Below are 20776 nucleotides of genomic sequence, written 5' to 3'. Positions count from 1 at the left end.
CCCCTATTCCTCGTCGCTTGGGTTTCTCTTCTCTCTCCGCATTTCTTCCCAATAGGCAAGGCGTTCGCGCACCCGTGCCTCGAAGCCGCGGTCGGTCGGTTCGTAGAAGGTTTCGGAGGTCATGCCCTCGGGCCAATAATCCTGGCCGGAAAAGGCTCCCTCGACACTGTGGTCATAGGCATAATTCTTGCCGTAGCCGATGTCCTTCATCAGCTTGGTCGGGGCATTGAGGATGTGTGCCGGGGGCATCAGCGATCCGGTTTCGCGAGCGCTCCGCCAGGCGGTCTTCTGCGCCGAATAGGCGGCGTTCGATTTGGGTGCGACGGCGAGGTACAGGCACGCCTGCACCAGCGCCAACTCACCCTCCGGCGAGCCCAGGAAATCATAGGCATCCTTGGCGGCAAGGCATTGTACGAGCGCCTGCGGGTCGGCGAGGCCGATGTCCTCCATCGCCGCCCGGGTGAGGCGGCGGAGCAAATAGAACGGTTCCTCGCCCGCCGTCAGCATGCGCGCCAGATAATAAAGCGCGGCCTGCGGGTCGGAGCCGCGGATGGTTTTGTGGAGGGCCGAGATCAGGTTGTAATGGCCCTCGCGATCCTTGTCGTAGACCGCGACCCGACGCTGCAGGAAACCGGCAAGCCCCGCCGGGTCGAGTTGCTCTTCAAGTTCAACGTCAAACAAGGTTTCGGCCTGGTTCAGCAGGAAGCGGCCATCGCCGTCGGCGCTGGCGACCAGGGCGTCGCGCGCATCGGACGTCAGGGGCAGGGGCCTCTTGGTCAGCTCCTCGGCGCGGTCGAGCAGCTTGCACAGAGCCGCATGGTCCAGCCGGTGCAGGATCAATACCTGGCACCGGGACAATAGCGCGGCATTCAGCTCGAAGCTCGGGTTCTCGGTCGTCGCGCCGACCAAGGTCACCGTGCCGTCCTCGACATAAGGCAGGAAGCCATCCTGCTGGGCACGGCTGAAGCGGTGGATTTCGTCCACGAACAACAAGGTACGCTGCCCGGCCTTCGCCGCCTGCCGTGCTTCGGCGAAGACCTTCTTCAAATCGGCGACGCCGGAAAAGACTGCGGACAAGGCGACGAACCTGAGGCCGACCGCATCGGCCAGCAGCCGGGCAATGCTTGTCTTGCCGGTCCCCGGCGGCCCCCACAGGATCAGCGAGGACAATTTCCCCGCGGCCACCATCCGGCCGATCGCGCCGTCCGGGCCAGTCAGATGCTCCTGCCCGACGATGTCATCGAGGCTCCGGGGCCGGATCCGGTCGGCGAGCGGCGCATCGGCCGCCGGCTCGTGCACGGTGGTCGGCGGAGGGACGTCGTCGGCGAACAGGTCGGCCATCCCCTCGCAATAGGCGCGGCCAGAAAAAGTTGCACGGATCTCTTGTTGTCGATGCATCTAAGATATATCTTAGACCTATCAAAAGGAGAGATTGATGAAAATCCATTATGATTGCGGACCCGGGCACAAGCGCTGGGCAGCTCGCGGGCGCAGCTTCGGCTTTGGCCCGGGCGGCTTTCATTTCGATTTCGGCGATGGCCCCGGTGGCGGCTGGGGCGGCGGGCGTCGCCACGGCCGGCGCGACCGCAAGCGCATGTTCGAAGGCGGCGAGCTTCGCCTCGTCGTCCTGAAGCTGATCGCTGACGAGCCGCGTCACGGCTATGAGCTGATCAAGGCCATCGAAGACCTGACCGAAGGCGATTACGGCCCCAGTCCGGGCATCGTCTATCCGACGCTCAACATGCTGGAGGACATCGGCTTCATCGCTGAGCGCAAGTCCAAGGACAGCAAGAAGGTCTATGAAGCGACTGACGCCGGCCGCACCCACCTCGAAGAAAATGAGGAAGAGGTCGAAGAACTGTTCGAGCGCCTTGAAGGCCACGGCCGCACCCGCCGCCACGGCCAGCGACCAGAAATCGGCCGGGCGATCGGCAACCTCATGACCGCGCTCCGCAACCGCGTCGCGGCCGAAGGCTGGCATGAGGATTTGCTGGAAGAGGTCGTCGACATTCTCGACGATGCCGCGCAGCGGATCGAGCGGGCGAAAAAGGCCCGCCGTCCAGACGCGGACGAACCGGACGCCGACGACGACGAATAGGTTTCAACAACGCTGAGGTAGTGACCGACGTTTAGGCGTCGGTCACTTTTTTCATGCCGAAGGGCCAGCGCAGGCGGCGAACCTCGCGAATGCGTTCGAGCCGCTCCCGCCGGTCTATGACGCGCTGGTAAAGGCGCATGACGACCGAATTGATCCGGTCCCAATCCATCGTCTTGGCGAATGCAATGCCCGCGTGGCCGTGCAGGCGGCGAAGCGCCTTGTCCGCGGCATAATCCTGCAACGCGTCGGCATAGGCCTCGATGTCCAAAGGATCGACGAGGACCCCAGTCTCGCCATCGTGAACCAGGTTGGTCGCGCCGGTGGCGATCGCGGCGATCACGGGCAGGCCGCTGGCCATCGCCTCCAGGGTCACATTGCCGAAGGCTTCGGTAATCGACGGATTGAGAAAGACGTCGGTAGACGCCAGTGCCGTTGCCAGCTCGGCGCCGGTTAGCTGCCCCGTGAAAATCGCGTCGGGCAGGCGTTCGCGGAAGAAGTCCCGTGCCGGGCCGTCGCCGATCACGACGACCCTCAGCGCCACGCCTCGTTCGCGCGCCGCGTCGATTGCGTCCGAGAACACGTCGAGCCCCTTTTCGAGCACCAGCCTGCCGAGGAAGCTGACAACCACCTCGTCCTTGGCGATGCCGTGCGCCGCGCGCCATTCTTCGCTGCGCCGATCCGGATTGAACTGTTCGCGGTCGACCCCCCGGCGCCACATCGAAATGTCGTTGCTCATGCGCTGGGCGCGGAAAATAGCGGCGATGGAGTCCGCCGGAACGACGATCGCGTCGCAGCGGCGGTAATAGCGGCGCATGATCGCGCGGGCCACCGGCTCCAGCCACTTGAGGTTGTAATATTGGAGATAGGTGTCGAACCGTGTGTGTACGGATGCGATCACCGGCAGCCTGCGGTTCCTCGCCCAACTCAGCGCGCGGTGGGCGACGATATCGGGCACGGCAATATGGACGACGTTGGGTTGGAATTCGGCCAGGTCGCGCCGGATCGCCGAGTTCAAGCCCAAGCCCAATTGATACTCGCCGCGCCCGGGAAAGGGGATCGACGGGATGCTGACCAGGTCGCCGGTCGGAGGGAAGGCCGGATGGTCGGTTGTCGGCGAATAAATGCGCACGTGCGCGCCTTGCCGCAACAGATAGCCGACCAGGCGGTTGAGTGCCTGGTTGGCCCCGTCGCGCACATAATTGTAATTGCCCGAAAAGAGGGCGATGCGGAGCTCTTCGGGCTTCATTGCGACCGCCTGTAGCGGCTGGCGCGTGGAACCCGCAACCGGAGAGATGCGATCGACAAAAAACGTTCAATGGGCCCGGTTGGATCGCAGGATGCGCGGCTCCTGATCCTCGGCTCATTGCCGGGCGAGGCATCGCTCGCCGCGCAGCGTTACTACGCGCATCCGACCAATCAATTCTGGCGGTTGCTTGGCCTGGCGATCACTGAAGACCTCGCGGCTATGGACTATGACGTTCGCCTCGAACGCCTGGCAGCGCGCGAGATTGCGCTTTGGGACGTCGTTGCCGAGGCTCGCCGGCAGGGCAGCCTCGATGGCGCCATCCGCGACGCAACGGCGAACCGACTCGTCACCTATGTTGCCTCCCATCCGCGCCTCGAAGCCGTCGCCTTCAACGGCAAGACCGCCGCCGCCATCGGCCGCCGTACGCTTGCCTCACATGCCGGCCTGACCTTCATCGACCTGCCTTCGTCCAGCGCCGCGCTGACACGACCGTTCGCCGACAAGTCACAAGCGTGGGCGGTGCTTCGCCGACACGCCGGGGTTGCACAGCCACCGGAATCGTCCAAATTACCCATATGACCGACGTTGAAGAACAAGACGCCGATAAGGACACGAGTCTTTCGATGGTCGATGAGGCGCTCGTGGCCGGCAATATCGCCAACACCAACGGCCTGCTCGTCATCCTCGCCAAGCTCGTCCAGCGCGGCGTGTTCGACAAGCAGGACTTGAAGGCGTTTTCGGAGAGCTATTCCAAGCCGCTCGATCATGAAGGCATGCGCGAAAACGAGCTCGTCAGCCAGATGCAGGACCAGATGGAAGCGACGCTTGCAGAACTGATGCGCTTCTTGAGCGAACAGGGCTAGGCGAGCCGCCGCCTTTCCAGCCATCGACCCACCAATTCAGTTTTCCGGAGTATTTCATGCGCCCCAAGCACCTGCTCGCCGCCGCAGCCGTCGGCCTCGCCACCACTGCCATTGCCCAGTCGACCGACCCCTATCTCTGGCTGGAGGATATCCAGGGCGCAAAGCCGCTGGCGCAGGTGAAGGAATGGAATGCCCAAACCGAGGACCTGCTGACGAAGATGCCGGGTTACGAAGCGCACCGGCAGCGGGCGCTGGCGCTCCTCAACGATCCCAACCGTATCGCCATGCCCGACGAGGTCATGGGCGACCTCGTTACCAACCATTGGGTCGATGAGAACCACAAGCGCGGCCTGTGGCGCGTCTCGCCGCTCAATGCCTATCTGGCCGGCAAACCCGAGTGGCGCACGGTCATTGACGTCGATGCATTGGGCAAGACGGAAGGCAAAAGCTGGGTCTGGCACGGCGCCAACTGCCTGGCGCCCGAATATCGCCACTGCCTGGTCTCATTAAGCCCGGGCGGCAGCGATGCCGACATCATCCGCGAATTCGACATGACGACCGGCCAGTTCGTCACCGGCGGCTTCGAAGTGCCGGAAGGCAAGAACAACGCCACCTGGGTCGATGAAAACACCTTGCTGGTCGCCCGGGTCGAAGGCGAGGGGACAGCCACCAAGTCCGGCTATCCGCGGATCGTCAAGGAGTGGAAGCGCGGCACTCCGTGGAGTTCCGCGACGCAGGTCGCCGAAGTCAGCCCCGAGAACATCGGCATCGGCCCGTTCTCGGTCATGGATGGCAAGACCCGCCGGGTCGCCATCAGCCGCAACGTTGGCTTCTATGAATCGCGCGTCTCCATGCGCACGCCCGACGGCCGTTGGGTCGAACTGCCGATCCCGCAGACTGCCAGCGTCGACGCCGTCGTCTCCGGCCAGGCGATCGTCACCCTCGTCGAGCCGCTGGGCGCATTCCAGCCAGGCTCGGTCGTGGCCTTCGACATCAACCAGATGCTAGCGGGGCAGAAGCCTGCACCGACCCTCGTCATGGCGCCGAGCAAGACCCAGGCGATCGAGGAAGTCTCCGCCACCGACAACGTCCTCTGGATCAAGGCGCTCGACGACGTTTCGGGAAAGCTTTTCCGTTATTCCCGCCAGCCCGACGGCCATTGGGCCGGCCAGGACATGAACCTGCCGGGCAACAGCACGATCCACATCATCGGCGGCGCCGACAAGCAGGACATCGCCTTTGCGACCGTCGAGGGCATGCTGCAGCCGACGACGCTCGTCGCAGTAGGCGGCGGCGGCAACCGCACCATCGCCTCGCTGCCCGCGCAGTTCGATGCGTCGAAGTTCACCGTTACCCAGCGCTTCGCCAAGTCAAAGGACGGCACGCGCGTCCCTTATTTCCTCGTCCGCAAGAAGGGCGTCACCAAGCCGACCGGCGTGCTCGTCCATGCCTATGGCGGCTTCCGCAACGCCCAGACCCCGACCTATCTCAGCGGCCAACCCTACCGCGCCAACCCGCTCGGCCTGTTCTGGGTCGAAGATGGCGGCGCGTTCGTTCTCGCCAACATCCGCGGCGGCGGTGAATATGGCCCGGGCTGGTGGCGCGACGCCTTGCGCGAAAAGCGGCAGAACAGCTTCGACGACCTCGAAGCTGTCTCGCGCGACCTGATCCGCACCGGCGTCGCCAAGAAGGCCGGCATCGCAATCTCCGGCCGCTCGAACGGCGGCGTACTGACCGGCGCCTCGATCACCCAGCATCCGGACCTCTATCGCGCGGCGATCATCGGCTCGCCTCTGTTCGACATGAAGCGCTATTCGCACCTGCTCGCAGGCGCGTCGTGGATCGATGAATATGGCGATCCCGACAAGCCGGCCGACTGGGCGTTCATGAGCAAATATTCGCCATATCAGAACATCAGGAAGGGCGTCCGTTACCCGGCCACCTTCTTTTATTTGTCCACGAAGGACGACCGCGTGCATCCGGGCCATGCCCGCAAGGCGAGCGCCAAGCTCAAGGCTTACGGCAACACCGTCTACTACCACGAATATACCGAGGGCGGTCACTCCGTCGGCGCCGACCTGACCGAAGACGCCAAGCGCTCGGCGTTGCTCTGGGCGTTCCTGACGAAGGAGGTCGGGACGACGAAGCCCTAGCGGAGCTTCGCCTCGATCGTCGCCGTATTGGCGTGGTGCTTGTCCAGGTGCCGCTTGATGATGCGCAGGTTGCGCGTGTTGGACTTGAACAGGAGGTCGGGGATCGCCCCGACCCAGGGGATGAGGCCGAACAGCCAGTCGACGCCGATATTCCCGGCCATGCGCGCGACCTGCCATTTCGACATACCGAGGTTGCGAGCCTCCCAGGCCATATAGGCGCCAAGAGCAGCGGCCGCCGTGCTGCCCGCGATCGGCACAAGGTCGAGGATGACGTCGAGCCCGATCTTCTGGTTGGTGCCGGGAATCGTGACGATATGTTCCAGCAGCCGTTCCATCGTCTCGATCCGCGTGCGCACGGACTGGGGGTCGGTGCCTAGCCCCGGAAAGGGGCGGCGGTCCTCCTGCCTGACGTCCATCATTGCCGCTCCCGTGTCGGTTTGTCTCTCAAGCCGCTCAACGGGTGACGGGCAAAGATGTTCTCCGAAAAGCCGGGAAGGTCGGCCGACACCAGCGACCAGCGCACGGGCGCCGCCAGCGGCAGGAACAGGGTTTTCTCGTCGAGCATCCGTCCGGCTTGGGTCAGGAAGGCCGTGCGCTGGGCAGCAACCTGCGTGTCGCGGCCGTCGTCCATCAGCTTGTCGGCCTCCGGCAGGCAGATGGGCACCACGCCGCAGCGGAAACTGCGTACGAACCAGGCGGGCGTGCTCGATGGCGCCACTGCATCGACCAGCTTCAAATCAGCGCTCGCTCCCCAGCCAACACGGACCAGGTCAACACCGAGCGGCGCCCAGTCAGCTTTCAACCGTTCAAACAACAAGTCGGCTCCCGGACCGGTGGGCAGCGCGACAGAGAGAGACAAGCGCCCGGGACCCAGCGCGGTCCGCGCTTGCCCAACCACTTGGTTATAACGATCCTGAAGGGCTGTTGCCGCCCACGGCGGCACCTGGGGCGTGGCGCTACCCTCCAGTCCCGACTGCAGGATCGTCGTTCGCGGTACCAGGTTGGGGACGTTCAAGGCCGCAATCAGCGCGTCGCGATTGATGGCTTCATCCAACAGTTCGCGCAGTTGTGCGTCGGCGATCGGCCCGGTCGCTCGCGCCGGCACCAGGCCGAACAGCCCGGCGACCGGATCGAACCGCAGCGAATTCCGCGTGCTCCGGTCACGGGGGACAAGCGGCAGGTCCGCAAAGGTGCCGCCAAGGACGAGTCCGGCCTTGCCGGCCCGGAATTGCTGGATCGCGTCGCGAGCGGACGCATGGCGAAGCCGAACGCGCTCGATCCGGTCGGCATCGTCGACGACCCGAATTGTTCGCGTCACTGCGATGGCGCCCTGCACAGTCTGCTTGGAGTCGATCAGGAAAGGGCCGGTGCCGTGGCCTTCCCGGACGAGGGCGAACTGGGGCTGGGCCAGCAGCTGCAGCAGATATGGCCGCGGCGCCTTTAGCCGGACTTCGATGACGCGATCCGTCATGGGGACGATTTCGTCGACTGCGCCCAGCGTGTCTTTCAGCGGGTTGCGGCTGGAAGCCCGTATCTCACGGTTGAGAATCTTGGCGACGTCGCGCGCAACGATCGGCCGGCCGTTGGGCCAGTCGCCGGTCGCCAGGCGGAAGATGTAGCTCAGCCCGTCGTCACTGACGTTCCATGTCTCGGCGAGGCCGGGCTCGATCTGCCCTTTCGGGTCGAACCGAACCAATCCCTGCGCCGTGCTCGCCATCAACACTTCGCTTGGTGCGGTGAGCGGGCCGGAATCGGGGTCGGAGAGAGCCGGCGCGGCCGAACCGATGACCGTAACGTCCAGCGCTTCGTCGTTGGACGGCCCGCAACCCGCCAGTCCCGAGGCCAGCATAGCGGCGAACAGCAGGCTGCGGAAAACGCGGCGCATCCTCATGCGTCTAGCGTTATAGCGGGGTTCATCAAGCATCTGGATATGTCCCAAGGACTGTTTTACTTAAGTAAGGCAGTTAGGGCGAGGTCCCCAGAACAGGGTTTGGATGAGCGACAGCGACACCATCTGGCGGCGGGACGGACGGAACATCGAGGATTTGCCGGATCCGATCCCGGTCGACCCTTCGCCACCGTCTGAAGGGACGGGCAAGCCCAGCAAGCGCCGCTATTGGAAATGGGGCCTTTACGGTTTCGCTGGCCTGCTGCTTGTCACATTGATCTGGCTCATCGTCACCGCGCCCTTGAGCCGCGCGCTTGAGCCGCTCGACGATCCTGCCATGCTGCTGCTCAGTTCCGAAGGCCAGCCGATCGCGCGGCGCGGTGCGGTCAAGGACGAGCCGGTCACCATCGCCGAGCTCAATCCACTGACGCCCAATGCCTTTATCGCCATCGAAGACCGCCGTTTCAGGAGCCATTGGGGCATCGACCCGCGCGCCATCGGCCGGGCGATGGTCGCCAATTTTCACGCCGGAGGAGTCCGCCAGGGCGGTTCGACCCTGACCCAGCAACTCGCCAAGACCAGTTTCCTGAGCTCGGACCGCAGCCTCAAGCGCAAGGCGCAGGAAGTCATTATTGCCTTCTGGCTGGAAGCCTGGTTGACGAAGGACGAGATCCTTTCGCGTTATCTGTCGTCCGTCTATTTCGGCGACGGCGTCTATGGGCTCCGCGCCGCCTCGAAGCATTATTTCGGCAAATCGCCGGACAATCTGAACCTGGCCCAGTCGGCGATGCTCGCCGGGATGGTGCAGGCGCCGTCCCGTCTCGCACCGACCAGGAACCTCGCACTCGCCCAGAAGCGCAGCCGTCTCGTGCTCCAGGCAATGGCCGACACCGGCGTCATCTCCCAGTCACGCGCGCATTCGACAAAGTCAGCTCGTCCCGTCGCTCAGACTGACCGGGTCCCGACCGGCACCTACTTCGCCGATTGGGTCGCGCCGGCGGCGCAGAAGGCGTTTGAGGCTGACTATGGCGAAGTGAAGGTGCAGACGACGCTCGACGCCGACCTTCAGCGCATCGCCTCGCGGACCATCGCCAATGCCCCGATCGGCGACGCCCAGGCGGCGCTGGTCGCAATGCGTCCGGACGGCCGCATTGTCGCCATGGTGGGTGGCCGAAATTATGGGAAGAGCGCGTTCAACCGTGCGACCCAGGCGCGCCGCCAGCCGGGCTCCGCCTTCAAGCTCTTCGTCTACCTCGCCGCGCTCAGGGCGGGCTACAAGCCCACCGACCTGATCGAGGACAGGCCGATCACGGTCGACGGCTGGACCCCGGCGAACGGCGACGGCGTCTATCGCGGAGAGATCACGCTCCGCGAGGCGTTCCTGCGCTCCAGCAATGCGGCGGCCGTGCGCCTGTCTGAGCGAGTAGGGCGCCAGAACGTCATGCGCGCCGCGCGTGAGCTTGGCATCAGCTCGCCGCTGCCGAATTCGCCCAGCGTCGCGCTCGGTACCGCCGGAGTCAGCCTGCTGGAATTGACCAGCGCCTATGCGGCTGTCGCCAGCGGGCATTACCCCATCAAGCCGCGCGGATTGCCGCTCGGCGAGGAGGACGAGGGTTTTTCGTCTTTCTTCAGCCGCGGCGGCGAACTCGATCGCAATCGCGATTGGGGACCGATGCTCGACCTGCTCTGGGCGGCGGCCAACGAGGGAACCGGCAAGCGCGCAGCTTTAGGTGTCCCGACATTCGGCAAGACCGGTACGACCCAGAACAATCGTGACGCATTGTTCATCGGTTTCGCCGGCAACCTCGTCGTCGGCGTCTGGGTTGGCCGCGACGATGAAAAGTCGCTCGGCCGGATGACCGGAGGCACCGTCCCCGCGCGCATCTGGCACAATTTCATGGCGAGCGCGCTTGCGGTCGACGGATCGCGTGGTCCGCCACTGCCGCGCGATTATCGTCGGCGCTCCCTGCCACCGCCGGAGCGTGAGCGGCAAAGCCCGTTGCCCGAGGAATGGAGCGACCCGGAGAAGGTCATCGATCGCGTCGCGAGCATCCTCGACAAGCTGCTCAACGACCGCTGAAGGCCGTCTTCGGGAAAAAATGGTTACCGGCCCGATAATTCGGCAATTTAAACTTTTCTCAATCTCTTCTCGCCAAAACGGTCTCATCCGGATGCGCGTCAAGACGCCCGGTGGGGGATGTGGACCCCTTATTGTGGAACGAGGAGACCAGAGATGGCTAAGTTTCTTAAGCTGATTCGCAACAACAAGGGTGCGACCGCGATCGAGTACGGCCTGATTGCCGCCCTGATTGCCGTTGCTGCCATTGCCGCCATGACGAGCGTTGGCTCGAAGCTCGGCGACACCTTCAACAACGTTTCGTCTGACCTCTCGTAAGTCAGTTAAACGGTTGAAACGGGGCGGCGGCGTCGAAAGACGCCGCCGCTTTCGTATGTGCAAAGCACTTATTCCCGCACCACAATGAAAAAGGCCCGCCGAAGCGGGCCTTTATTTGGATGGTGGAGCCGAGGGGGATCGAACCCCTGACCTTCGCAATGCCATTGCGACGCTCTCCCAGCTGAGCTACGGCCCCGATCCAGTCCCGCGCATTTAGGCAAAACTTCCTGTTGTGCAAGCGGAAGCTTCGTGCGGCGCGGGTTAATCCTTTAAATCAATGGTCTTCGTCGCTTTCGCCGGTGGCGACGCCGAGATCTTCATCGCCGGTCGACAGATCGACTTCGTCGTCGGCGCTGGGCTCTTCGTCCTCGTCCGGAACCAGCTCTTCGGCGGCGAGATCGTCGTCGGCGGTCTCGTCCTTCTCCGGCTGCGCGGCCACCGCCTCGAAGGGCAGCGGCTGCTTCGATTTCAGCACCGGCTCGGGCATGAACGCAGTGCCGCATTCGATGCAGGTCACAGGCTCGTCATTGCCGAGGTCGTAGAAACGGGTCGCGCATTTGGGACAGGTGCGCTTGGTGCCCCATTCGGGCTTCACCATGGTGAGATGTTCTCCAGTCAGGCGGTCAGTTCATGTGCCGCGACGGCCGGGGCCGGCGGCAATCGGCGGGCGCCTTGCCATAGGCGTTCGGCCCTGTCAAAGCGCCCGGCCTGTGAGCGAGGCGAAGACCCCCCGGCGAGCGATCGTCATTGCCGTCGACGGACCCGCCGCAAGCGGCAAGGGCACCATCGCCAAGGCGCTCGCCCGGCATTTCGGGCTGCCGCACATGGACACGGGCCTTTTGTACCGCGCCGTCGCCCTTAACCTGTTCCGCTTTGGCGGCGATCCTGCCAGTGAGTTCGAGGCGACCCGCGCTTGCGACCTCACCTCCATCTCGCTTGACGACCCAGAGCTGCGTTCGGAAATCGTCGGCTCCATAGCGTCGCGAATCTCTGCTTATCCAGCCGTCCGTGAGCGCCTGCTGGATCGCCAGCGCAACTTCGCGGGCCAGGCCGGCGGCGCCGTCCTCGACGGCCGCGACATCGGCACCGTCATCGCCCCGCAGGCCGACGTGAAATTGTTTGTCACCGCTTCGGTCGAGGTGCGCGCCCGCCGCCGCGTCGCCGAGTTGCTGTCGCGCGGCATGCCCGCGCATCTTGAAGACGTTGTCATCGACCTCAAGGCCCGCGACGCGCGCGATTCCTCGCGAGTGACCGCGCCTCTGGAGGAAGCGGTCGACGCAATCCACCTCGACACCAGCGAAATGGACATCGACGCCGCCATTTCCGCGGCGATCGATCTGGCAGAGAAACGATTGCGCGACTCAGTGGATAAGCTTAACCCAGTTTAATGGATGCGCCGACCCGCAGCCTGCGGCCAAGCCCGGGCCAGCGAGCGCTCGCTGAAGCCCTGGCGCGCGGCGAGGCGGTGATGGGCAAAGCCGTCCAGGCCGTCCCGTCCTCAATCTATATCGACACCGACCGCTTCGAGGCCGAGCAGGCGCGCATATTCCATAGGCTGCCTTTGCTCGTAGCGCCGTCCGCACTCATTCCCGCCCCGAACCTCGCCGTTGCCCACGACGGCTATGGCACACCGCTGATCCTGTCGCGCGACGGGCAAGGCGAGGCGCATGTCCTTGCCAATGTCTGCCGCCATCGCGGCACCCGCCTGATCGACACGGACGACGAGCCGACGCCGGCCTCGCGGATTGTCTGCCCCTATCACGCCTGGACCTATCGCTCGGACGGCCAGCTCATCGGCCTGCCGCGCGCCGAATGTTTCCCGGGAATGGACAAGGCCGATCACGGCCTGATGCCGTTCCGCGACTATGAATGCGGCGGACTCATCTGGTTCTCGCGCGACGGCAATGAAGATTTTGCCGAGATCGACATGCTCTGTGAGGATTTCGACGCGTTCGGGATCGGCGGCCACCACCTCTACCGCCGCAAGACCCATGACGTTGCCGCCAATTGGAAGCTGGTGATCGACGCTTTCCTTGAAAGCTATCATGTCCAGCGGCTGCACGCGCAGACGATCGCGCCCTTCTTCGCCGACGGCATCACTGTTGCCGACATGATCGGCCCGCATCAACGCGCGGCCGTCGGCCGGTCCGAATATCTTGCCGAGATCGATCGCGACGACTGGGCGGCTCTCCGCCGCGCGGTCACCTACACCTACCAGATCTTCCCGAACACGATCGTCATCATGAGCCCGGACTACATCAACGTCCTGGTCGTCATGCCGCAATCGGTCGGCCGCTGCCTTGTCGAGGATTTCATGCTGATCCCGGAGCGGCCCGAAACCAACGAAGCGGAAGCGCACTGGCGGCGCAGCTGGGACCTGCTCGACGGCGGGACATTCGCGGCGGAAGATTTCCACGCTGCCGCTTTGTGCCATCGTGGCCTGACAAGCGGCCTTCTCAAGGAGGCGACGCTGGGCACGCTCGAACAGGGCATTGCAGAGTTCCACGCCCGGATCGAGGCAGCGCTTTAGCCTGCTTGCTTGGGCGCGTAGAGCTCCATTCCCTTCGGCACTTTGGGCTGCTCGCCGGCGAGATGCTGGTCGATCACCTCCAGCGCCTTCCTCAACTGCCGGGCCGAATAGGGTTTATGCAGGCAGCCCAGGGCCAGGTCGGAGGCATTCTCAGGTGGCGCACCGGTCACGAAGAGCAAAGGTACGCCGCGTTTCTGCGCTTCCTTGGCCAGATGGATGCCCGTTTTCTTGCCCCGAAGCCGCACGTCGCTGAGGATCAGGTCGACCTTCCCGCGGTCGAGCGCGGCCACCGCTTCCTCGAAATCGTCATGGGTGGCGACGACCTCGTAACCCGCATCCTTGATCATCACTTCATTGTCGAACGCGGTCAGCGGCTCGTCCTCGATGACGAGGATACGCTTGACGATACGCTTGCGCTTGCCGAACAGCATGCTTTCCCCGGTAGGACCAACCCTGTGACCCCGCAACGAACGAAGCGTCCTCCGGTGCCGCGCGGCAGTAAAGGCTCTTCGCCGCAGCGCCGCAAGGGCCCGCCGCCGCCGCGCGAGGAAGGTCCGCAGCGGATCGCCAAGCTGCTCGCCCGCGCCGGCATCGCTTCCCGCCGCGAGATTGAGCGGATGATCGCCGAAGGGCGCATCGCGCTCGACGGGGAGACAATTACGACTCCGGCGACCCTGCTGAAGGACGTTGCCGGACTGACGGTCGATGGCAGGCCGGTCCGGCCGGCCAAGGCGACCCGCCTCTATCGGTTCTACAAGCCGCAGCGCGCACTCACGGCGGAGTTCGACCCCAAGGGACGTCCGACGATCTACGACGTGCTGCCCAAAGGCCTGCCCCGCCTGATGCCCGTGGGCCGCCTCGATTTCATGACCGAAGGCCTGCTTCTGCTCACCAACGACGGCGAATTGAAGCGCCTGCTTGAGCTGCCAAAGACCGGCGTGGTCCGCAGTTACCGGGCGCGCGCATTCGGCGATGTCACCCAGGCCCAGCTCGAGGACTTGTCGGAGGGCATCACCATCGAAGGCGTCCGCTACGGGTCGATTGATGCCAATCTCGAACGCGGAAGCGGCCGCAACCGCTGGATCGAGATGAGCCTCACCGAGGGCAAGAACCGCGAAGTGCGGCGCGTGTTGGAGCACCTTGGAATGCAGGTGTCGCGCCTGATCCGCACCTCGTACGGCCCACTCAGCCTTGAAGGCCTCGCGCCCGGCCAGATCGAGGAGGTCGACGCCGGCGAGCTCGCCAATTTCCGCTCGTCCCTGAAATGAGGATCATCGCCGGCGAATGGCGCGGACGGCCTTTGCAGGCGCCTGCAGGGCAGGGGACTCGGCCCACCGCCGATCGCACGCGCGAAACGCTCTTCTCCATGCTGGTCAGCCGCATTGGCAGCTTCGAAGGCCTTCGCGTCGCCGACCTTTATGCCGGCAGCGGCGCCTTGGGTTTGGAAGCCTTGTCGCGCGGTGCCGCGCACGTCACCTTTGTCGAGAACGACAGGAATGCGCTCTCAGCCATCCGGTTGAACCTTGCTTCGGTGAAGGCCGCCGATAGGGCTGATTTGCGACCCTTATCCGCGGCAAAACTTGCGCCGGCGCAACCCTTCGACCTGATACTCGCAGACCCGCCCTACGCCGCAGGCTCAGGATCGGCAGTCGTAACGGCGGTCCGCGATGCCAATTGGCTGGCCGACAGCGGTTGGCTGGCCATCGAGACCGAAGCCAAAGAGCCCGTCGATGCCGGCGGCTGGACGATCGATGCCGAACGCCGGGTCGGCAAGGCCCGGATTACGCTGATCCGCGCCTAGGCCTTCTTCTTCGATGCTTTGCGGATTTCGTCGAACTCGGTGACCAGGCGCTTGCCCATGGCCGTCGCCGCGGCCTTGCCGGCATTCTTGATCACCTTCGATCCCTTTTTGAGCTCGCCGTTGCGCGACTTGACGCCATGCTCGGCAATCGCACTGACCGCCGCCATCGCGCCGACCGCCAGCAATTCGGTAACCAGGGGATGCTCCAGCAGGCTGGCGAGATCCTTGATGCCAGCCTTGTTCTTCGATCCGCCGCCGCTCTTGGGGGTGGCCACCACGAGCGCCCGTGACTCGGCCTTTTTGGTTTTCTTCTTGTTGCCGGCTTTCGCCTTTGCGGGCTTTGCCATTGTATTCTCTCCCTGATCGATCGCCATCATGTCGGCGTTGCCGGACCGAACGGCAAGGGCAGCAGCCTGTTCCCCGGCTTTTACCGCTGTCCCGCCTGAATCATCGGCTCGGTTCGTCGTTAACGGGCCGGGTAACATTAACTCCGCCTCGCATCTGCGGTTCGTTTCGCTCAGGTTCCAACGAAAGAAGATTAGGGAGATGAGTTTGCGTAGAACGATCCTTGCCTTGGCTGCGACTGCTTTCGCCATCCCGGCATTGCCGACGGCGGCCGATGCGCGCACCGGCTATTATCACGGCAAGGTCTGGCGTGATTCCCACGGCCGCCTGCGCTGCCATCGCCCCAACGGCACCACGGGCCTGATCGTCGGCGCCGCAGGCGGCGCGCTGGTTGGCCGTGCCATCGACACGCATGGCGAACGCGCGACGGGCACGATTATCGGCGCCGCCGCCGGCGCCCTGGTCGGCCGCGAGATCGATCGCAGCCGCTATACCTGCCACTGATACGATATTCCTTAGGCCGGCGCCTCGCACCCACCCCCCAACTCGGCGCCGGCCACCCACACATGAAATCCCGAGCATAAGGGAGGATTCGCGCAGCGAACCGGAGCTTATGCGAAGAGAGATTGAATGCCGGCCAGCCTCGCGCAGCGAGGACTGACGTCACGGATTTACTCCGTGACGGCTAATGTCCGCTTTCGACTCGTTGCGGACCTTGGGCAGTTTCGTTGAACTGTCGCAACGAGATCGTTAGCTCGGTCGTGTGAAGCCCAAACTCTTAACGACAATCCGCGAATATTCTTGGCGCATGTTCCTTGGCGATGCCTTCGCCGGGATCACAGTCGCCCTTGTTGCTCTGCCTCTCAGCATCGCGATTGCAATTGCGTCCGGCGCCGACCCGAAGTCCGGACTGGTAACCGCGATAATCGCTGGCTTCCTGATCTCATTGCTGGGGGGCAGCCGGGTCCAGATTGGCGGCCCGACGGGTGCGTTCATCGTCGTCGTATACGGCATAGTCGAGCAGCACGGATTCGACGGTCTTCTTCTCGCAACACTCATGGCGGGCGTCATCCTCATCGTCGGCGGGCTGTTGCGGGCGGGCCGCTTCATAACCTTGGTGCCAGAGCCGGTGATCGAAGGCTTCACCGTCGGTATTGCCCTCATCATCGCGGTCAGTCAGCTCAAGGACTTGCTTGGGCTTTCTTCAACAAGAGTGTCCGCCGATTTGGTGCAGGCGCTACCAGCTCTCTGGGCCGCTCGCGATATGATCAATCCGTTGGCATTGGCCGTTGGCCTGTTCTCGGTAGGAGGCATAGCCCTGCTCCGGCGCATCGCCCCCTGGTTTCCGGGATCTCTCCTAGTCATCGCCGTAGCATCCGCTGCGATCGCCCTGCTCGCTTTGCCCGTCGACACCATTTACTCTCGCTTCGGCTCCCTTCCCGCCGGCCTGCCGGAACCTTCGCTGCCGCACGTGAGCATCGCCCGTATCAGCGCCTTGCTGCCTTCCGCCCTTGTCATAGCCTTCTTGGCCGCCGTGGAATCGCTCCTTTCGGCCATTGTCGCGGATCGAATCATTGGCGGGCGTCATCGCTCGAACGCCGAGCTGCTCGCGCAAGGCGCGGCAAACATTGCCTCACCTATGTTCGGTGGGTTGCCTGCAACCGGTGCAATCGCCCGTACCGCGACAAACGTGCGGGCTGGTGGCCGGACACCCATTGCAGGCATTGTCCATGCGCTTGCGATCCTGCTCATCACGCTCGGGGCGGGCTGGCTTTGCGGTTATCTTGCCATGCCGGCCCTGGCGGGCCTGCTCATCGTGACCGCATGGGTCATGAGCGAGCCCCATCGCTGGGGTGAGCGGCTTAGATTGCGGACAGGGGATCGCAACCTGCTTTTCCTCACGATGGTCCTGACAGTCGTTACTGACCTGACCATTGCCATTGCGGTGGGAACAGTCGCCGGCTTGGCGCTTCGCCTCATCCGCAAGGACGTCGAACCTGAAGAGTGGGCACCTTCAGACCGGTCTCAGCTCTAAGCGGCAAGTGTCAGTTCCCACCCAAACCCGCCAATACCTCTCAATCCCACCGACCACTGTATTGACATAATAATACACCTCCCCTAGGCTGGTCGCCACAGGGAGGATGCAACATGTACAGCCAGAATGACCTCGACGAGGCAGTGGCGGCGGGCGCGATCAGCGTCGATCAGGCCAACGCGCTTCGCGGATTCGTCGAAAACCAGCGGGCGACCCCGTCTGTCGACGAAGAACAATTCCGCCTCATCACCGGCTTCAACGATATTTTCGTCTCCATCGCCGCAGCAATCCTGCTGTTCGCGGTTGGCTTCATCGGCCAGTCGATCGGCCAGACCCTTGGCCTGATCATCGACCATGATGGACCCTCGCCTTTGGCGCCGCTGTTCGTCGCTGCGACCGCCTGGGGACTAGCATTGTTCTTCACCGCCAAGCGCCGCATGGCGTTGCCTTCCATCCTCTTGCTGCTGGCCTTCGTCATGGGCGTCTTTGCCACGGCAGGGTTCAGCCTGGTCCTCGCGGTCGGCGAACCGCAGGGCAATCGGGAAGCACTCGTCGGTGGCATCATCGCCTCCGTCTCCGGTGCCATCGCGGCTGCGGCGGCCTGGGCCCATTGGCGCCGCTTCCATGTCCCGATCACGATTGCCGCCGGCGCGGCCGCCGTGTCGGCCATTGCCGTCGGCCTCATCATTGCGGTCCTCGGCAACGCCGACGGCTTCAACGGCAACATCCTGCTCGGCTTTGTGCTGCTGCTCGGCATCGGCGTATTCCTGTTCGCGATGCGCTGGGATTCGTCGGATCCTGCCCGCGTGACGCGGCGCAGCGACGTCGCCTTCTGGCTGCACCTGCTGGCGGCGCCGATGATCGTCCATCCGATCTTCAGCCTGCTCGGCCTCAACGACAACAGCGCCTCCATTGGTGAGGGCCTGGTCGTGATCGCCCTCTACATCGTGATGGGCATCACCGCGCTCGCCATCGACCGCCGCGCATTGCTCGTTTCGGCGCTCGCCTATGTGTTGTTCGCGCTCAAGGCCCTGTTCGACCAGTTCGGAGCGGTCGAGCTCAACGTCGCGCTGACGGCGTTGGTCATCGGCTCGGCGCTGTTGATGCTGTCGGCCTTCTGGCACCAGGCCCGGGCGATGGTCGTGCGGCCGCTGCCGGCAAGCCTGCGGTCGAAGCTGCCGTTGCTGGACCGCTCGGTGAGCTCGGTGGCTAGTCCCGCACCAGCCGCATAAGCCGGCGCTCGAGCGGGGCCAGGACCAGTGAAAGGTCGTGACCCCGTTTGAGCACGGCGCCATGTTCGGACACCAAAGAGAACGCCCCCTGCTTCGCATGAAGCTCGGGGCGTTTCTGTATCCAGATTTCCGGACGGTCGGCGGATCGCCGGAAGGCGGCAAAGCTGGCGACGCCGATGTCGAACTGCATGGCATAGTCGCGCCAGTGACCGGCTGCGACCATGCGCCCGTAGAGGTCGAGGATGCGTCGCAGCTCGCGGTGGTCGAAAGCAGTCAACGCCCGCCGGTCCCTTGGTCCAGGGAACGGCGAAATGACGCTCAAGCGCTTTTCGCCTTGGGCGCGGGCGCCCGCCGGGCCTTGAGCGCCGCAATCTCCTTGCGAAGCTCGGCAATCTCTTCCTCAAGCTCACACATGCGGGCGCGCGTGGGATCGACGTCCTCGCCGCAGGGCGTCCCATAGGGGACGAAGCCCGGGCTATAATGCACGGTGTCGATCGGGACCGGTCGGGCCGGAATGCCGACCATGGTTGCACCGGGTGTGACGTCCTTGGTGACGACCGAGCATGCGCCTACCTTGGCGCCCTCGCCGACGATGATGGGCCCCAGGATCTGCGCGCCGGAGCCGATGACGACATTGTCCTTGAGCGTCGGGTGGCGCTTGCCGCCGATTCCCGTCGACGGGTTCGTGCCGCCCAGGGTGACATTCTGGTAGATGGTGACGTTGTCGCCGATCTCGGCCGTCTCGCCGATGACGGAGAAGCCGTGATCGAGGAAGAAATTCCGCCCGATCTTGGCGCCGGGATGGATGTCGATGGCCGTCAGGAACCGGGCGATGTGGTTGACCATCCGCGCCAGGAAATACAGCTCGCCGCCGTAGAGCCAGTGGCCGATGCGATGGAGCCCGAGGGCCAGGACACCCGGATAGAGCAGCACTTCCCAGCGCGAGCGCGCGGCCGGGTCGCGAGATTTCACCGAGTCCAGATAATCGACAAGCGCCAAGGACAAGCGCATCCACCCTTTGTTGTTCGGCTCCCAATGTATGTCTTGGACGGGCCAATTGCCAGACGGTCTTGCTGAATTGGGCCTCTCAGGTCGCGGCCGTCCCGATCAGCCCAGCCTGCGCTTGCTGAAATGTGTCCGCAGGCCGATTGACCACCATCCTCGACAGTGGCTTCGCAACCGTCCAGATCGCCAGCGTCATCAGAATCGCGACATAGCCATCCACCGCATAGTGATAGGCGAGATGCACCGAAGCGATCATGATCGTCGCGACGAAAAGCCAAGCCGCCGCCCCGGCCGCCCTTGAAATCTTCGAGATCGACAAAGCGAACAGCATCGCCATCGAAACGTGCATCGACGGCATGGCTGAGATGCCCGTCGCCAAGCCATGGTCGTTTTGCTGCTGCCAGGCGAGGAGTTGTTCCTGAACAGGCAGCACGAATACAGGATACTGCTGATTGGCGCTGTAGAGATAGGACATCAGCGGATCGAAGTGGTGATCGCCCGTGAGAGGCGCGAGGAAACAAGGTCCGACTGACGCGAACATGATCGCCATGGCGACGCCAATGATCGTCCAGCAGGCGAAATAGCTGATCAGATACCTGGCTCTCAGCTCTCGGTCCCGGGGGAAGATGCAGAAGTAGGCGCTACCCGCGTACACGATGAACAGCCAGGCATGATAGGCGACCGAAAGCAGCGATGTGACGATTGGGAACCCGGCCACGGGCTGGAGCAATCGCCATGCGTCAGTGCCGTGGATCGCTCGATCCGCCGCGATCCACACCGGATCCCAACTGTAAGTATTGAATAGCGGTATCGAGCTTTTCATGGCCGAAAACGCCGGAATCAGGACGGCGACGACGACCAGCATGGGAAAGCCGCGAGCAATTCTGGCCATCCAGCTGGTGCTGGCTACCTGGCTCCACAGGAACCTGATCGGACTCTTCGGACGATGACGGAAAAGAAGGCTGCCAAGCACGAAAACCGACATTACGCCCAGGGTCAGGACGTACAGCAGCAGATTACCCAGATAGCCGGATGGCCGAAAGCCACTCACGCCCCGGGTGGCCAGAATCGCCAGCATGGCCGCCCATAAGACGCCGACCCCGGCAACGATCGGTCCGTCCTCGGCCGCACCTCTGCGGAATGCCGAAATGACCTGTCTCAACGGGTCCTCGAAGCGGTCTGCAT

Annotated in this window: 23 protein-coding genes and 1 tRNA gene; 13 read left to right on the top strand and 11 right to left on the bottom strand. The window is 63.9% G+C overall.

Annotation, left to right across the window (positions count from 1 at the left end; genetic code table 11):
- Window positions 1–3: 3 nt before the first annotated feature.
- Window positions 4–1341: a replication-associated recombination protein A gene (locus tag LZ536_RS11930; RefSeq protein ID WP_249849003.1), complete on the bottom strand. Its 1338-nt coding sequence runs from the start codon at window positions 1339–1341 to the stop codon at window positions 4–6.
- Between the two features lie 94 nt (window positions 1342–1435).
- On the opposite strand from LZ536_RS11930, the gene LZ536_RS11925 reads away from it, so the two are divergent.
- Window positions 1436–2098: a PadR family transcriptional regulator gene (locus LZ536_RS11925; RefSeq protein WP_249849002.1), complete on the top strand. Its 663-nt coding sequence runs from the start codon at window positions 1436–1438 to the stop codon at window positions 2096–2098.
- A 31-nt stretch (window positions 2099–2129) separates the two neighbouring features.
- On the opposite strand, the gene LZ536_RS11920 is transcribed toward LZ536_RS11925, so the two are convergent.
- Complete coding sequence (locus LZ536_RS11920; protein ID WP_249849001.1) at window positions 2130–3344, bottom strand: glycosyltransferase family 4 protein; 1215 nt, start codon at window positions 3342–3344, stop codon at window positions 2130–2132.
- Between the two features lie 69 nt (window positions 3345–3413).
- Between LZ536_RS11920 and LZ536_RS11915 the strand changes: the two genes are divergently transcribed.
- From LZ536_RS11915 to LZ536_RS11905, 3 genes are read left to right on the top strand one after another with little or no spacing between them, the layout of a single operon-like run.
- Window positions 3414–3923 carry a DNA-deoxyinosine glycosylase gene (locus LZ536_RS11915; RefSeq protein WP_249849000.1) on the top strand — a complete coding sequence of 170 codons (510 nt, stop codon included), beginning with the start codon at window positions 3414–3416 and terminating at the stop codon, window positions 3921–3923.
- Window positions 3920–4207 carry a hypothetical protein gene (locus tag LZ536_RS11910; RefSeq protein ID WP_249848999.1) on the top strand — a complete coding sequence of 96 codons (288 nt, stop codon included), beginning with the start codon at window positions 3920–3922 and terminating at the stop codon, window positions 4205–4207. Before LZ536_RS11915 ends, LZ536_RS11910 begins: the two co-directional genes overlap by 4 nt.
- Window positions 4208–4263: 56 nt before the next feature.
- Window positions 4264–6360 carry a prolyl oligopeptidase family serine peptidase gene (locus LZ536_RS11905; RefSeq protein WP_249848998.1) on the top strand — a complete coding sequence of 699 codons (2097 nt, stop codon included), beginning with the start codon at window positions 4264–4266 and terminating at the stop codon, window positions 6358–6360.
- On the opposite strand, the gene LZ536_RS11900 is transcribed toward LZ536_RS11905, so the two are convergent.
- On the bottom strand, window positions 6357–6779 hold the full coding sequence (locus LZ536_RS11900; RefSeq protein WP_249848997.1) for a DUF4112 domain-containing protein: 423 nt from the start codon (window positions 6777–6779) through the stop codon (window positions 6357–6359). The genes LZ536_RS11905 and LZ536_RS11900 overlap by 4 nt on opposite strands.
- Entirely contained in the window at window positions 6776–8245 is a 1470-nt protein-coding gene (locus tag LZ536_RS11895) for an ABC transporter substrate-binding protein (protein ID WP_249848996.1), read from the bottom strand. The genes LZ536_RS11900 and LZ536_RS11895 overlap by 4 nt, the downstream gene beginning before the upstream one ends.
- Window positions 8246–8354: 109 nt before the next feature.
- On the opposite strand from LZ536_RS11895, the gene LZ536_RS11890 reads away from it, so the two are divergent.
- Together LZ536_RS11890 and LZ536_RS11885 are read left to right on the top strand one after the other, a co-directional pair.
- Window positions 8355–10328, top strand: coding sequence for a transglycosylase domain-containing protein (locus tag LZ536_RS11890; protein ID WP_249848995.1), 1974 nt, complete (start codon window positions 8355–8357; stop codon window positions 10326–10328).
- Between the two features lie 153 nt (window positions 10329–10481).
- Window positions 10482–10643 (top strand): Flp family type IVb pilin, encoded by a 162-nt coding sequence (locus LZ536_RS11885; RefSeq protein WP_249848994.1) that lies wholly within the window; start codon window positions 10482–10484, stop codon window positions 10641–10643.
- Between the two features lie 120 nt (window positions 10644–10763).
- Here the strand turns inward: LZ536_RS11885 and LZ536_RS11880 are convergent.
- Window positions 10764–10839: transfer RNA gene (locus tag LZ536_RS11880), tRNA-Ala, on the bottom strand.
- A 78-nt stretch (window positions 10840–10917) separates the two neighbouring features.
- The gene (locus LZ536_RS11875; RefSeq protein WP_249848993.1) at window positions 10918–11241 is read right to left on the bottom strand and encodes an FYDLN acid domain-containing protein; all 324 of its coding nucleotides are present in this window, start codon (window positions 11239–11241) and stop codon (window positions 10918–10920) included.
- A 142-nt stretch (window positions 11242–11383) separates the two neighbouring features.
- On the opposite strand from LZ536_RS11875, the gene LZ536_RS11870 reads away from it, so the two are divergent.
- Window positions 11384–12031, top strand: coding sequence for a (d)CMP kinase (locus LZ536_RS11870; protein WP_249849225.1), 648 nt, complete (start codon window positions 11384–11386; stop codon window positions 12029–12031).
- Window positions 12031–13173 (top strand): aromatic ring-hydroxylating oxygenase subunit alpha, encoded by a 1143-nt coding sequence (locus LZ536_RS11865; RefSeq protein ID WP_249848992.1) that lies wholly within the window; start codon window positions 12031–12033, stop codon window positions 13171–13173. The genes LZ536_RS11870 and LZ536_RS11865 overlap by 1 nt, the downstream gene beginning before the upstream one ends.
- Here the strand turns inward: LZ536_RS11865 and LZ536_RS11860 are convergent.
- Entirely contained in the window at window positions 13170–13604 is a 435-nt protein-coding gene (locus LZ536_RS11860) for a response regulator (RefSeq protein ID WP_249848991.1), read from the bottom strand. The genes LZ536_RS11865 and LZ536_RS11860 overlap by 4 nt on opposite strands.
- Before the next feature lie 54 nt (window positions 13605–13658).
- Here LZ536_RS11860 and LZ536_RS11855 point away from each other — a divergent pair, with 54 nt between their 5' ends.
- Together LZ536_RS11855 and rsmD are read left to right on the top strand one after the other, a co-directional pair.
- Window positions 13659–14441, top strand: a complete 783-nt coding sequence (locus LZ536_RS11855; RefSeq protein ID WP_431357950.1) for a pseudouridine synthase — start codon at window positions 13659–13661, stop codon at window positions 14439–14441.
- Window positions 14438–14974 (top strand): 16S rRNA (guanine(966)-N(2))-methyltransferase RsmD, encoded by a 537-nt coding sequence (gene rsmD, locus LZ536_RS11850; RefSeq protein WP_249848990.1) that lies wholly within the window; start codon window positions 14438–14440, stop codon window positions 14972–14974. The genes LZ536_RS11855 and rsmD overlap by 4 nt, the downstream gene beginning before the upstream one ends.
- Here rsmD and LZ536_RS11845 read toward each other — a convergent pair.
- Window positions 14971–15321, bottom strand: a complete 351-nt coding sequence (locus LZ536_RS11845; protein ID WP_249848989.1) for a hypothetical protein — start codon at window positions 15319–15321, stop codon at window positions 14971–14973. The two genes, rsmD and LZ536_RS11845, sit on opposite strands and share 4 nt — an antisense overlap.
- A gap of 199 nt (window positions 15322–15520) precedes the next feature.
- Here LZ536_RS11845 and LZ536_RS11840 point away from each other — a divergent pair, with 199 nt between their 5' ends.
- From LZ536_RS11840 to LZ536_RS11830, 3 genes are all read left to right on the top strand, one after another.
- Window positions 15521–15823 (top strand): glycine zipper 2TM domain-containing protein, encoded by a 303-nt coding sequence (locus LZ536_RS11840; protein ID WP_249848988.1) that lies wholly within the window; start codon window positions 15521–15523, stop codon window positions 15821–15823.
- Window positions 15824–16127: 304 nt separating this feature from the next.
- Window positions 16128–17354, top strand: a complete 1227-nt coding sequence (locus LZ536_RS11835) for a SulP family inorganic anion transporter (protein ID WP_249848987.1) — start codon at window positions 16128–16130, stop codon at window positions 17352–17354.
- Window positions 17355–17467: 113 nt separating this feature from the next.
- Entirely contained in the window at window positions 17468–18586 is a 1119-nt protein-coding gene (locus LZ536_RS11830) for a hypothetical protein (protein ID WP_249848986.1), read from the top strand.
- On the opposite strand, the gene LZ536_RS11825 is transcribed toward LZ536_RS11830, so the two are convergent.
- The 3 genes from LZ536_RS11825 to LZ536_RS11815 all read right to left on the bottom strand — a co-directional run bounded on the left by LZ536_RS11825 (window position 18564) and on the right by LZ536_RS11815 (window position 20669).
- A complete protein-coding gene (locus LZ536_RS11825; RefSeq protein ID WP_431357949.1) occupies window positions 18564–18908 on the bottom strand; it encodes a DUF2794 domain-containing protein in 345 nt (114 codons plus the stop codon). The two genes, LZ536_RS11830 and LZ536_RS11825, sit on opposite strands and share 23 nt — an antisense overlap.
- Window positions 18905–19597, bottom strand: a complete 693-nt coding sequence (gene epsC / locus LZ536_RS11820; RefSeq protein ID WP_431357948.1) for a serine O-acetyltransferase EpsC — start codon at window positions 19595–19597, stop codon at window positions 18905–18907. Before epsC ends, LZ536_RS11825 begins: the two co-directional genes overlap by 4 nt.
- Window positions 19598–19673: 76 nt before the next feature.
- The gene (locus LZ536_RS11815) at window positions 19674–20669 is read right to left on the bottom strand and encodes a phosphatase PAP2 family protein (RefSeq protein ID WP_249848985.1); all 996 of its coding nucleotides are present in this window, start codon (window positions 20667–20669) and stop codon (window positions 19674–19676) included.
- Between the last annotated feature and the right edge of the window lie 107 nt (window positions 20670–20776).

The sequence above is a fragment of the Sphingomonas alba genome, from assembly GCF_023516555.1.
Classification (GTDB): domain Bacteria; phylum Pseudomonadota; class Alphaproteobacteria; order Sphingomonadales; family Sphingomonadaceae; genus Sphingomicrobium; species Sphingomicrobium album.
This window is presented reverse-complemented; position numbering and strand designations above follow the sequence as displayed.